This window comes from Roseovarius arcticus (genome assembly GCF_006125015.1).
Taxonomy (GTDB): domain Bacteria; phylum Pseudomonadota; class Alphaproteobacteria; order Rhodobacterales; family Rhodobacteraceae; genus Roseovarius; species Roseovarius arcticus.
Window position 1 is genome coordinate 3,418,778 of sequence record NZ_SZZN01000001.1, and the last position, 12,824, is coordinate 3,431,601.

Annotated in this window: 10 protein-coding genes and 1 tRNA gene; 4 read left to right on the forward strand and 7 right to left on the reverse strand. The window is 59.9% G+C overall.

From position 1 onward, the window contains the following. Positions 1-59 precede the first annotated feature (59 nt). A complete protein-coding gene (locus MK6180000_RS16350; protein WP_138935700.1) occupies positions 60-1,058 on the reverse strand; it encodes a complex I NDUFA9 subunit family protein in 999 nt (332 codons plus the stop codon). 150 nt (positions 1,059-1,208) lie between these two features. Here MK6180000_RS16350 and MK6180000_RS16355 point away from each other — a divergent pair. Next, positions 1,209-1,294 (forward strand) — tRNA-Leu (locus MK6180000_RS16355). 91 nt (positions 1,295-1,385) lie between these two features. On the opposite strand, the gene MK6180000_RS16360 is transcribed toward MK6180000_RS16355, so the two are convergent. The 4 genes from MK6180000_RS16360 to MK6180000_RS16375 form a co-directional block, all read right to left on the reverse strand. Further along, entirely contained in the window at positions 1,386-1,826 is a 441-nt protein-coding gene (locus MK6180000_RS16360) for a hypothetical protein (protein WP_138935701.1), read from the reverse strand. A 583-nt stretch (positions 1,827-2,409) separates the two neighbouring features. Beyond that, positions 2,410-3,090, reverse strand: coding sequence for an FkbM family methyltransferase (locus MK6180000_RS16365; RefSeq protein ID WP_171054666.1), 681 nt, complete (start codon positions 3,088-3,090; stop codon positions 2,410-2,412). A gap of 403 nt (positions 3,091-3,493) precedes the next feature. Next, positions 3,494-5,206: a bifunctional sulfate adenylyltransferase/adenylylsulfate kinase gene (locus tag MK6180000_RS16370; protein ID WP_138935703.1), complete on the reverse strand. Its 1,713-nt coding sequence runs from the start codon at positions 5,204-5,206 to the stop codon at positions 3,494-3,496. Between the two features lie 34 nt (positions 5,207-5,240). Then, positions 5,241-5,996: a sulfotransferase-like domain-containing protein gene (locus tag MK6180000_RS16375; protein WP_138935704.1), complete on the reverse strand. Its 756-nt coding sequence runs from the start codon at positions 5,994-5,996 to the stop codon at positions 5,241-5,243. 305 nt (positions 5,997-6,301) lie between these two features. On the opposite strand from MK6180000_RS16375, the gene MK6180000_RS16380 reads away from it, so the two are divergent. The 3 genes from MK6180000_RS16380 (at position 6,302) to MK6180000_RS16390 (ending at position 10,490) form a co-directional block, all read left to right on the forward strand. Next, positions 6,302-7,264 (forward strand): ABC transporter substrate-binding protein, encoded by a 963-nt coding sequence (locus MK6180000_RS16380; protein WP_171054667.1) that lies wholly within the window; start codon positions 6,302-6,304, stop codon positions 7,262-7,264. Positions 7,265-7,344: 80 nt separating this feature from the next. After that, positions 7,345-8,430: a quaternary amine ABC transporter ATP-binding protein gene (locus MK6180000_RS16385; protein WP_138935705.1), complete on the forward strand. Its 1,086-nt coding sequence runs from the start codon at positions 7,345-7,347 to the stop codon at positions 8,428-8,430. Beyond that, entirely contained in the window at positions 8,427-10,490 is a 2,064-nt protein-coding gene (locus MK6180000_RS16390; RefSeq protein ID WP_138935706.1) for an ABC transporter permease, read from the forward strand. Before MK6180000_RS16385 ends, MK6180000_RS16390 begins: the two co-directional genes overlap by 4 nt. Here the strand turns inward: MK6180000_RS16390 and MK6180000_RS16395 are convergent. Together MK6180000_RS16395 and MK6180000_RS16400 are read right to left on the reverse strand one after the other, a co-directional pair. Next, positions 10,487-11,434: a helix-turn-helix transcriptional regulator gene (locus MK6180000_RS16395; protein ID WP_171054668.1), complete on the reverse strand. Its 948-nt coding sequence runs from the start codon at positions 11,432-11,434 to the stop codon at positions 10,487-10,489. The two genes, MK6180000_RS16390 and MK6180000_RS16395, sit on opposite strands and share 4 nt — an antisense overlap. Before the next feature lie 75 nt (positions 11,435-11,509). Continuing rightward, positions 11,510-12,823, reverse strand: a complete 1,314-nt coding sequence (locus MK6180000_RS16400; RefSeq protein WP_138935708.1) for an aspartate aminotransferase family protein — start codon at positions 12,821-12,823, stop codon at positions 11,510-11,512. Position 12,824: the final 1 nt, after the last annotated feature.

Here is a 12,824-nt window from a genome sequence, read left to right on the forward strand (position 1 = left end):
TGTTAATATTCACCGCGCGTTGGCGGATGCCTCATTTGCAGCTCTTTGGCGATCTGTCTTTATCGCTCTGTACTCATTTTGCCTTCGGCACCCTTGGCCGATTCCTTGATCGCGGCGTATTGGCCGGATGGGCGAAAGCGCCACAGATAGTCTGGCAGGACTGCCGCCATTGCCGTCGGCTCGATCCCCAAATCCCGCAGTCCGCGCGCGCCGTCCGGCACAACGTTGTCGGATTTCAGCGATTTAACCTGATCGCGTGTAATTTGCGCAGACACAAGGCCCAGCGTCAGCGTCTGTCCCGTCTCCATCAGCACGCCCAAAAGATACGCTAGCGGGAATGGGATATTCATGACCAGACGTCGGCGACGGATCACGTCCAGCATGGTCTGCATCAGCTCCCGAAAGGTCTGCACATCCGGGCCGCCCAATTCGTAAATACCCGGCGCGGCCTTACCTTGGGCGCCCAACGCTGCGGCCTGTGCCACGTCGTCAACATAAACGGGCTGAAAGCGGGTGTCGGCGCCAACAACGGGCAGGACCGGGCCAAGTTTAGTCATCCCCGCAAAGCGGTTAAAAAACTGATCCTCTGGCCCAAAGACGACAGAGGGACGCAGGATCACTGGATTTGGGAAATACTCCTGCACGCCCGCCTCGCCGCGTCCCTTACTCTGGGCATAGAGGCTGGCGCCGTCCACATCCGCGCCGATGGCCGAGATATGCACGAGGTGCGATGTACCCTCTTCGGCGGCGATACGGGCGATGCGCGTGGCACCCTCGTCCTGCACAGCGCCGAAGTTGTTCTTGCCCTTGCGGTCGAACGTACCAACACAATTGACAACAGCATCCGTGCCGCGCGTGACGCTGCGCACGCTGTCATCATTGCGGATGTTGCACATCACAGGCTCGACCTGCCCGACATCACCGTAGGTCCGCACAAAACCCGCCGTTTCGGGACTGCGGCAAGCGACACGCACACGCCAGCCATCCTGCGCCATGCGGGACGCAACATAGCGACCGACAAAGCCCGATCCGCCAAAGATTGTGACCAGTTTCGACATTAGGAAGGCCTCCGGCACGCTTCGCTGAGTTCTTTTGCGCCTACCGTCCTACCCGCGCACGGCCCCGCGGGCAAGGTGGCATCGCCGCACATGGGAAAAACGCCGTTGACACGCCCAGTGGCTGGGGCTAAACGGCCCGTCACGTGACCTGCCCAGGTGGCGGAATGGTAGACGCGCTAGCTTCAGGTGCTAGTACTGGCAACGGTGTGGAGGTTCGAGTCCTCTCCTGGGCACCACTTAATTAAAATTACCCCTCAATAAGATCGGATAGTTTGGCATAAGCCTTGCTCGCCAGTGGCCCTTGTGTAGATCCGTTATATGCGATGGTCACTTGCGCGTTGCAGCCGTTTGTTCACAGAACCGCAGCAATCGGTCCATCGGCAGGCCGAGCGTCTCGGCCTCGCTGTTGCTAATATTCTGCGACCATCCGCTGATAGATCGCCGGGTAAATGGGCTTGGGCTCGTCGCGTTTGGCTCGGCTGTATTGGCGTCTATTTCACGGAATCGTTCGGGTAAGGTCCGGCGTAGAAGATCAACGGGTATTGGTGCATCAGAATGCAGGTGGTCTAACGGATTGATAACTGGGGCGGCCTTTTCGACAGGCACAATTGACCTGACTGCTAGCTGCAGCGGAGCCGGTTCGGGCGCATCTTCCAAATCGTCGGCGCGCGTGTGTTTGTGGGGGAAGCGGGTCAAGCGCCGAGGCTCAAAGGTTCGATGAAACACCTTTTCCGGGGGCTCTTGTTTCTTGAACAGCTTGGCAAACATCAGTAATTTTCCCTAATCCGACCTGACACACTAATTCCTAAATTAGTTATCGTGCAACCGAACTGAGGCATTTTATTGTTGATAATGGAATGATTTAGAGACGCTCAATTCAATCGTTGAGCCAGAGATCCGATCTTGCGGGCTTTACGCGTCAGATCTTTTAACCTTCGCCGTTATTCGATCTACTCACGAGACAGCAAGCCTTGGTTGCAAGCGGTATCGCTGGTTTCGAAGTAATGAACACCCCCAGCGCCATACATCCAGCGGCCGCGAACGGCAGGCTTTTTGCATGGAAAACTACAGCGCGTGGGGTGCACTCAGCATCTCGGCGAACCATATGCGCTTTATATGCGGTTACAGAAATGCGGCCCTTTAAATATTTAGGTGACTACAGTCACGAAACAAAAACCCCGCCGTCGCCCGTTGAGTTAAAATAGTACATCTACGCGGCTATGATAGATCTCGGTCTTCTGCTCATCAGCCAAGCTGGCGTATTAAGGAGAGTAAGCGATGGATGGGCGCCTTCTCGTCGTCACGCAGCATCTTAGCGCATTTATGGGATGCTGAATGAAGGCATTTAGGCTTAACGCCCATACAACACGTCGAAGTATTGACCGCCTTTTGCCTTCTCAGCAAAGGATTTCCGCGTAAGTTCTCGAAAGCCGAAGTCAGAAAGATATTTGCTCAGGTCTTCAACTTGGCAACATCCGACGTAGGCTTCGAAATCTGCCGCCTCGGTCTTTATGTAGCGAAAACTCTTTAGCAAATCGCCAGCCCCCTTAAGGACCATCAATTCCGCTCCCTGAGTGTCCATCACAAGTACATCGTAGGCGTTGAGATCGATGTTTTCGGCCCTAACAAAGCTTTTAAATGTGGTGCTTTTCATCTTGATCGAACCGACGTAATGGACCTCTGGCCATATTTCCTTATGCTCTCCAAGCTCAAAAATCGACGACGACGCTCCGTTGTTGTTGGCGATTTTCAACTCTACGTCGTTGCCATCACGGTCCGTTAGGATGTAACGAAAGGCCCTTTGCCGCTCAAGTGGCGCAATGTTCTGCTTCAACTCTGTAAAGACTTCGGGGATCGGCTCGACCCAAACCACATCTAGGCCCTGACGTGCATAGATGTCCCGCTCCTGACCCGTATTGGCCCCGATATGAATGACTCCACTGGCATCCATCAGAAACGTATCGAGGTCCGACACTCGTTTATTGAATAGGTGCCGAAGTTTACGGCGTATTTTGTTCAGTGCCCCGGTCATAACGTTGGCTCTTTTGTCTTCGACGGTAATAAGCCGCATTTGCGATCAAAGGCCAAACATTAGGACTGGCCGATACTAACTTCTCAAATCGCTCGTACTTGAAAATGATGCGATAGTAAATTGACGGCATGATGCACTTCCTGAGGATAACCCATCTATCGGTCAAATCAGCGATTGCACTGGCGCCGCCTTATTGCTGAGCGTCCTGCCCGAAGGTGAATAGACGCTATGACGCCGACACGATGCGGCCGATGTCGCAAAGTGTTTCCGTCCAGAGTTGCTTCTGCTGCAACCGTAGTTTCTGGATCTGAAGCCTGACCTCGAAGCTCTATCGGCATGTCCCATGTCGACCCCAACACCCCCCTTAAAGAGCCGCGGCATTGCCCCGCGGCTCTTGCTTGTATCACCCTTTGATCAGACCCATCTGCTCCAGCTTGAGGATCACCTGGTGGGCGCAGTTGTCGACGTCGACTTTTTCGGTCTCGACGCGCAGTTCGGGTGTCTCGGGGATGTCGTAGGGGTCCGAGATGCCGGTGAACTCCTTGATCTTGCCTGCGCGCGCCAGCTTGTAGAGGCCCTTGCGGTCGCGGCGCTCGCATTCCTCCAGCGAGGTCGCGACGTGGACCTCGACGAAGGCGCCGAACTCCTCGACGTCCTCGCGCACCGCGCGGCGGGTGGTCGCGTAGGGCGCGATCGGCGCGCAGATGGCGATGCCGCCATTCTTGGTGATCTCGCTCGCGACGTATCCGATGCGGCGGATGTTCAGATCGCGGTGCTCTTTGCTGAAGCCCAGCTCTGAGCTGAGGTTTTTGCGCACGATATCGCCGTCCAGCAGGGTCACGGGGCGCCCGCCCATCTCCATCAGCTTGACCATCAGCGCGTTGGCGATGGTGGATTTGCCGCTGCCCGAATAGCCGGTGAAAAACACGGTAAAGCCCTGTTTGGCCCGCGCGGGACGCGTGCGGCGCAACTCGGTCACGACCTCAGGAAAGGAGAACCATTCGGGGATCTCAAGGCCCTCTTGCAGGCGGCGGCGCAGCTCTGTGCCGGAGATGTTGAGGATCGTGACGTCGTCCTTGTCCTCGATCTCGTCCATCGGCTCGTACTGGGCGCGCTCCTGCACATAGACCATATGCTTAAAATCGACCATCTCGACGCCGATCTCGGACTGGTATTTGCGAAACAGGTCCTGCGCGTCATAGGGCCCGTAGAAATCTTCCCCGGCCGAGTTCTTGCCGGGGCCCGCGTGATCGCGGCCGACGATGAAATGCGTGCAGCCGTGATTGGCGCGGATCAGGCCGTGCCAGACCGCCTCGCGCGGGCCGCCCATGCGCATGGCAAGGTTCAAGAGCGACATCGCGGTGGTCGATCCGGGGTACTGATCAAGGACCGCCTCGTAGCAGCGCACGCGGGTGAAGTGATCGACATCGCCGGGCTTGGTCATGCCGACGACGGGGTGGATCAGCAGGTTCGCCTGCACCTCCTTGGCGGCGCGGAACGTCAGCTCCTGATGGGCGCGGTGCAGCGGATTGCGGGTCTGAAAGGCGACGACCTTGCGCCAGCCCAGCTTGCGGAAATAGGCGCGCAACTCGTTCGGGGTGTCGCGGCGGGCGCGAAAATCATAATGCACGGGCTGCTGAATGCCGGTGACCGGGCCGCCAAGATAGACCGCGCCGGCCGTGTTGTGCAGGTAGTTAACGGCCGGATGGGCGCTGTCATCGGCGCCAAAGACGCCCTTGGCCTCGACGGATTTGTCGGGCATCCAGCGGTCGGTGACGGTCATGGTCGCAAGGATCACGCCCTCAGGGTCGCGCAGCGCGATGTCCTGGCCCAGCTCAAGTTTGCCTGCAAACTCGTCCGCCACATCCAGCGTGATCGGCATCGGCCACAGCGCGCCCGAGGCCAGACGCATGTCGCTGACCACGCCGTCATAATCGGCCTCGCTCATGAACCCCTTCAGCGGATTGAACCCGCCATTCATCAAAAGCTCCAGATCGCACACCTGCCGCGCCGTCAAATCGTGACTGACCAGATCCGCCGCCTCCAGCTTCAGCTTCTGCGAAGACTCGTGGCTCACGTAAAGTTCTGGGATGGGGGTCATCATTTGGGCGGTCATGCTGTTTCCTTTGGGGGATCGGTCTAGGGCTAAATCACGCTTTCAGAGCGTGGGACTTGAGCATTTCATAATACGGCAGGTGGTGATCCAGATAATCCTGCGCGCGCGGATGCTCTTGCACCAGTGCGGCGAATTTGCGCTTTTTCTCGGCGATCTCTTTGTCAGTTATAGGCGCGATCCCGGTCGAGGTGGAAGCTGTTCCGTGCCATTCACCGACCTGTTTCCAATCGCCTGGCTGCTCATCCTGCCAGGAAAACGCGTGATCGGCGGGCGGCAGGCCGATCGCCCGCCACAGCGCGCCAATCGTGCCGGGCGTATCGCCGCGCGCATCCTCGGCGCAAATGACCGGTGCGTTAATGCCCCGCTCGGCCAGAGCGTTAAAATGGCTCGCCTGCGCCTCCAGGCCGATCTCCTCCAGCGTCGCGTCCGGGTCCAGCTTGAAATAAGAGGTGATCGACGCGACGGGATCGCGGATGAGGAAGCAATTAACCAGAGCATCCGACAGCGCGGCATCATCCATAATGCGCGGCATCACATAGTAGCTCATGTCCTTGATAAAAACCGGGCCGTGTGCGCTGCGCTCCAGCAGCATTGCGCGCACGTCCTCGTAGGAAATCGGGCGGTCTGCCTCAGCCTCAAAATGGGGCATCTGGCGGACCTGCCGGTGCAGGTAATAGTCATACATGAATGGCTCGTGATGGCAGTCCAGATCGCCGCGTTCGCGCATGACGCGTTCCATCGCGGTCGACATTGAGCGCGGGTGCGACCAGAGGGCATAGATGGGGTGCATTTGGCGATCCTTGGTCAGGCGGTGGGGGCACAGCGTGCCGCGGCCTTAGGATATTTCAGGAATGCTACGGGCGTAACGGTGCCTTTAGGCACTATTCAGCCATGACGCGAGCGCGTTAGACTTCATCGCTATGACATGCACCGCTAAGATGCCCGGCGACAGCAACGGTGGCAAACAATGCACCGGCGCGATAGAAACTGATTTAGGGCGCGCTCCGGGAAGCATACCGGGACCGCCGCACTGCAAACACCAAGGGACCGCAAACAGGCCCCAACATACAAAGACGACCCAACAAGGAGAATAAGATGAAATCGATACGCACCCTGACCGCCCTGCTTCTGGCAGGTACGTCAACCATCGGCATGGCAAGCGCCGCCGAAATGGGCGCCACGGACGAGCCGATCAAACTGGCAATCAACGAATGGACCGGCCAGCATATCTCGACCCATATCGCGGGCGATATTCTGGAGAGCATGGGTTACACGGTGGAATATGTCACCGCCGGCAATTTTCCGCAGCACACCGCGCTGGGCGAAGGCGATCTGTCTGCCTCGCTTGAGGTTTGGCTGAACAACGCGGGCGAGATTTATCCCAAGATGAAGGAAGCCGGCAAGACTGTCGACATCGGCACGCTGGGTTTAGAGACGCGCGAGGGGTGGATGTACCCCATCCACATGGAAGAGACCTGCCCCGGTTTGCCCGATTGGAAGGCGCTGCTCGAGTGCAAGGAGGCACTGGTTACAGCCGAGACGTTCCCTGATGGCCGCATCCTGTCCTACCCCGCCGATTGGGGCACACGTTCGGCCGATATCATCGCCGCGCTGGACATTGATTACAAAGCCGTCCCAGCCGGGTCCGAAGGTGCGCTGGTAGCCGAGCTGAAATCGGCGGCAACCCGCAAGACACCGCTGGTCATGATGTTCTGGTCACCGCATTGGGTGTTTGCCGATGTCGAGGCCGGCTGGGTCGATCTGCCTGCGTACGAGCCTGCCTGCGACACTGATCCGGCATGGGGCCCGAACCCGAATGCCACCGGCGATTGCGGCGTTGAGCAGCCCGTAACGATGAAGGTTGCATGGTCCGGCTTTGAGGAAAAATGGCCGGCAGCTTATGCCTTCCTTGAGGCGTTCCAGATGAACACGCCCGATCAGGAACAGATGATGAAGGCCATCGACCAGGACGGCGCAAAGATCGATGATATCGTCAGCGCCTATGTGGAGGAGACCAAGGACACATGGACGCCTTGGGTCGAAGCGGCCACGCAATAAGCTGAATGGCGCGCGGCCCGCGTTGATGCGCGGGCCGCGCGCCTATTTGCCAACTTCCTCCGATATTTCTGGAGCGCGCGATGCCCAAATCCTCTGACGCCGCAGCAGCAGGCGCTGCGCCGAAGAAGGCCAAGCTATCGGTACGAAACCTGTGGAAGGTGTACGGCGATGATCCCGGCGGCGTCACCTCGGGTGATTTCACGGGTATGACGCTAGATGAGCAACTGGCGCACGTGCGCGGTGCCAATCATTTCGTCGCTGCCGCCAATGTCTGCTTTGACGTACCGGAGGGAGAGATATTCGTCATTATGGGCCTGTCGGGGTCCGGCAAGTCCACCGTACTGCGCTGCATTTCGCGGCTGGTCGATCCGACGCTGGGCGAAGTGTTCTTGGACGGGGACGACCTGCTAAAGGCAAACGCCCGCGCGCTGATTGAGTTGCGCCGCCGCAAGATGGGCATGGTGTTTCAGGATTTCGGCCTGTTGCCGCATCTGGACGTCGTGCAGAACGTCGCCTTTCCGCTAAAAGCGCAGCGCCGCCCGCGAGAGGAGCGGCGCGCCCATGCCCGCGAGATGATCGAGTTGGTGGGCCTCAAAGGCAAGGAAAGCGCCTATCCGCACGAGTTGTCTGGCGGCCAGCAGCAGCGCGTCGGCATCGCGCGCAGCCTCGCCGCCAATCCCGAGCTATGGTTTCTGGACGAGCCGTTTTCGGCGCTGGACCCGCTAATCCGCAGCCAGATGCAGGACGAATTCTTGCGCCTGCAAAAACAGCTATCCAAGACCATCGTTTTCGTCACGCATGACTTTTTGGAGGCGCTGAAACTGGCCGACAAGATCTGCATCATGAAGGACGGCCAGATCGTGCAGATCGGCACCCCCGCCGAGATTGTCCTGCATCCCGCTGACGCCTATGTGCGCGAGTTCATCGGCGACGTGCCGCTGGCCAATGTGCTAGCCGCCGAGGATGTGATGGGCCCTGCACATGACGACGGCAAAGATCACCCGCAGGTTCCGCGCCGCACCATTTTGGACGAGGCAATCAAGCTATTTGACGACCATACCGTGACGGTCGATGTGATTGACGACGCGGGCCGCGTTATCGGAGCGTTGGACCCGCTGACAGTGATACGCTCGCTTTATCACGACGACGTTGTCGCCGACATATGAGCCGCGCCGCCAAACGCACTCTACGCTCGGCCCAGATGGCATGGCCATGGCTGGCCCTGATCGCCGCGACCGCAATTCTGGTACTGATGCGAACCAGCACTCCGGCGATTGTCGGATACCCGGATGGCTGGACCATACCGCTGGCCGGATGGACCAACGTTGCCGCTGACTGGTTTATCGAACGCGCGCAGCCGTTTTTCCGCGCCATCGCGCACGGCCTAGATGCTGCGTTTTCACTGATGCAGACTATGCTGACTGAGCTGCCGTGGCTGGCGGTCTGCGCTGTCATCGCGCTGGTTGCATGGCAGGGCGGGGGCCGCAGGCTGGCGATTATCGCGGTCACCGGGCTGACCTACATCCTGATTTCGGGCTACTGGATACAGGCGATGAACACGCTGTCGCTGGTCTTTGTCGCGCTGCCGCTTGCGGTGGGTCTGGGCTTTGGCTTCGGCTATCTGGGCTATCGCTCTGCTAAGGCGCGCGTGATTATCATGCCAGCGCTGGACCTGATGCAGACGGTCCCGGCGTTCGCATACCTCATCCCGATCCTGCTTCTCTTTGGCTTTGGGCCGGTCGTTGGCCTGGTTGCCAGCGTGATATTTGCCGCCCCCCCCATGGTGCGCAACACAGTGCTGGGATTTCAGTCCATCCCGCCCGCAATACTAGAGAGTGCGCGCATGTCCGGCCTGACCGGCTGGCAGCGCTTCCGCTGGGCCGAGCTGCCGACCGCGATGCGCCAGATGCTGATCGGCATCAACCAGACCACAATGGCGACGTTGTCGATGGTCATCATCGCCGCCATTATCGGTGGCTTTGAGGATATCGGGTGGGAGGTGCTGTCGTCCATGCGTAAGGCACAATTCGGCCAAAGCCTGATGTCGGGCTTCGTCATCGTCGTTATGGCGATCCTGCTGGACCGGATCACCGCCGCCTTTGCCGCGCGGCAATTGCCGACTGCCAGTTTTGCGGGGCTGCCTGTGCTGCGATTCTTTGGCCTGCTGGCGATTGTGGCGGCAGTGGCCATTGGCGCTGGCTACCTTGTATCCGGTCTCTGGATTTGGCCGGAATGGGCCGTCTGGTCACCCGCGCAGAGGATTAACGGCGCGGTGGACGATTTCCTGATCCGCTATGGCGGCGCGATGGACTCGCTAAAGAATGGCGCGCTCTATTATGTTCTACTGCCGGTCAAGATCGGGCTGGAGCGGGCAATCGTCCCGTTCACATGGGGCGTGACATTCGTGCCAGCCGCCAAGGTGGCCTACTGGGCCGTTGCGGCACTTGCCTGCCTTGCGGGATTTGCCACTGGCAAATGGCGGGCGGGCATCGCCGTCGTGATCGGCGCGGCCTTTGTCTATTTCGGGGCTACCGGCCTGCCATGGCTGTCGGTGCTCGGCTTTGCAACGTTGCTGGCATGGCAGCTGGGCGGCTGGAAATTAGCTGCATTCGTCGGGGGCAGTACGGCGTTCCTTTTGGTTAACGGTATCTGGTCGCAGGCTATGCTGTCGGTCTACCTATGCTCGGTCGCCGTGTTCACCTGTATCCTGCTTGGCGGCCTTTTGGGCATCTGGGGCGCATCGTCGAAATGGGTGTCGGGCGCGATTAGGCCGGTGAACGATATGTTGCAGACCTTGCCGCAGTTTGTGCTGCTGATCCCTGCGCTGATGCTATTTCAGGTGGGTGATTTCACCGCCCTCTTGGCCATTGTCGCCTACGCGATCGTGCCGATGATCCGCTATACCGAGTTCGGTTTGCGCTCTGTCTCGCCCACATTGATAGACGCCGGTATTTCCAGCGGCTGCTCCCCTTGGCAGCTGTTTTGGCAGGTGCGCCTGCCGCAGGCGATGCCGCAGATATTGGTTGGTCTGAACCAGACGGTTCTCTATGCGCTGGGGATGCTGGTCATCGCGGCGCTGGTCGGTACGACCGGGCTGGGGCAGCTGATCTTTCTCGCACTGGGGCGCGCGGATGCGGGTGCCGGGTTAGTCGCGGGCCTTGGCATGGCGCTGCTTGCGATGATCGTGGACCGGATCTTGCAGGCAGTGATGCGGCGGCAGCTTTAGCCGCGGGCGGCAACTGTGTCGATATACATCCCCAGCAGATCCCGCTCGCCGCGCACGTCCAGCTTGGCATAGATCCGGCGCTTGTGATTTTTGACGTTGCCCACCGACAGGGCCAGCGTAGCGGCGATTTCGGCGTTGCCCATGCCCTTTATGGTGGCCTCGACGATATCTCGCTCGCGCGGGGTCAGGCCAAGCCCGGCAATCCAACTGCGGGCGCTGTGCCGCCGCGGCGCGGCGCCTGCACCCTGCCGCGCCAAGGTTGAGCGATAGTCGTCGGGGCTGGCCTCCGCATCGACATTGCGCTCCGGCGCAAGGTCGGGCCGCTCTTGCGCGCTCCATTCATTGGTGAACCAGATTGTCGCGCCTGTGTCGCTGGTCAGGCGCGGCGGACTGCCCAGCGAGGGCGAGCCGCCCCTCACTGCGCCGCCCTCCTGTCCCAGAAGCGCGCGGATATGGACCCGGTATAGCGCGGCGCCCGCATCAAACACTTGCCGCACATCCCGCACCTCGCCGGGCGTGAACAGCCGCTGGCGGTTGTTATAGAAAAACGCGACAGAATCGCGGCCCACGGCGGGCATAAACACCCCGATCTCGTCTCGCACGCCGATCTGGGGCAGAAACTCATCGGTGTAGGTCCGATACCGATTGCGCGAGAATGCAATATCCTGAAGCCAGACGACCCCCGGCTCCTCGGCGCTGCGCCAATGCTCGATATAGGGGTCGGCATCGACGAATTGCGACAGATACAGCTCGGCCATATGTGACGGAAAGGTGTGCGAATGGATCAGAAAACGTGGCTTACCGCTCACTGAATAGCGCGCCATCGTGATAAAGTCATACTCCAGCGCGCCGCCGATCGCATCGGCCAGATGCTTCTCAAACCGCTCGGTGCCGACCGCATCCATCGCGGAGGGCAAGGCGGCCAGAAAACCGGATGGAGGCATGGCGGTGCTCTTTCGTGCAGGACGGCGCGGGGGCATCATAGACCGCGCCGCCACTCTTTGCCGCCCTTTTCGGTATCAGGCGTTCAGTGAGGAAAACGCTGCGTCCAGCCCGTCCGCCACGCCCTCCACATCGTCCATCGACAGGCACATGGGCGGCACGATGCGCAGCACCGATTGATGCGGTCCCGATTTGGACAGGATCAGCCCCGCATCGCGGCACGCCTCGAACACGGTGGCAGTTGCGGCCTTGTCCGGCTCCTTGGTCTTTCGATCCTTGACGATCTCGACCGCCAACATCAGGCCGCGCCCGCGCACGTCGCCGATGGAGGGGTGACGTTGTTGCAAATCGCTCAAGCGTTCCAGCAGCGCCCCGCCGACGTCCTTTGCGTTTTGCTGCACCTTGTCCTCGGCGATCACTTGCAGGACTGCACGTCCGGCTGCGCAGCAGGTCGGGTTCGCACCATAGGTGTGGAACATGAATTTCTCGGCCATCGGCGCGGCGATATGCTTGCGCGCGACGACCGCACCAAGGGGGAAGCCGTTGCCGATGCCCTTGGCCATGACCACTATGTCGGGGATGGCCTCATCTGCCTCAAAGCCCCACATATGATCGCCGGTGCGGCCAAAGCCGGACTGTACCTCGTCCGCGACATATAACCCGCCCGCCGCGCGCACCCTTTCGGCCGCGCCGGTTAGATAGCCGGGAGGCATCGGGATGATGCCGCCGTAGCCCTGCACAGGCTCGATAAACATGCCAGCAATGCGGCCGGTGGTGGCGCTCTGAATTGTGCGCTCAATCTCGTCCAGATAGGGCTGCGTCGTGGCGCCAAAGATGCCGCGATACTGGTTCGGCTCGGCCACGAAGGCGACGTTGCCGGGCATGCCCGGATGGCGCCAGCCCGCGATGCCGGTAATGGATTGCGCGGCGGCCGTCGGCCCGTGATAGGCAGTGCGCAGCGCCAGCAGATCGAGGTTGCCAGTATAGGTGCGCGCCATGGTCATCGCCAGATCAATGGCCTCAGAGCCAGAGTTCGTAAAATGGACGACCCATTTGAGATCACCGTTCGGCCCCTTGGGCATGGTGGCTGCCAGTTCTTCGGCGAAATGCGCAGGAACGGGGTGGTAGAACATGGTAGTGCAATGCGTCAGTTCTTGCGCCTGGCTCATCGCCGCTTCGACGACGCTTGGATGGGAATGGCCCACTGAAATGCACAGGTTCATGCCCAAAAGATCAGTGTATTTGCGCCCCTCAACGTCCCACAGGTACTGCATCTGGCCCTTTTTAAAGACAAGCGGCTCGCGGAATGGCACGAATTTCGTCAGCGACGCCGCGTAATAGGCATCGCGGCGGGCGGCAGTATCATCGGTCGTCCAGTCGGTGTGCAGCATC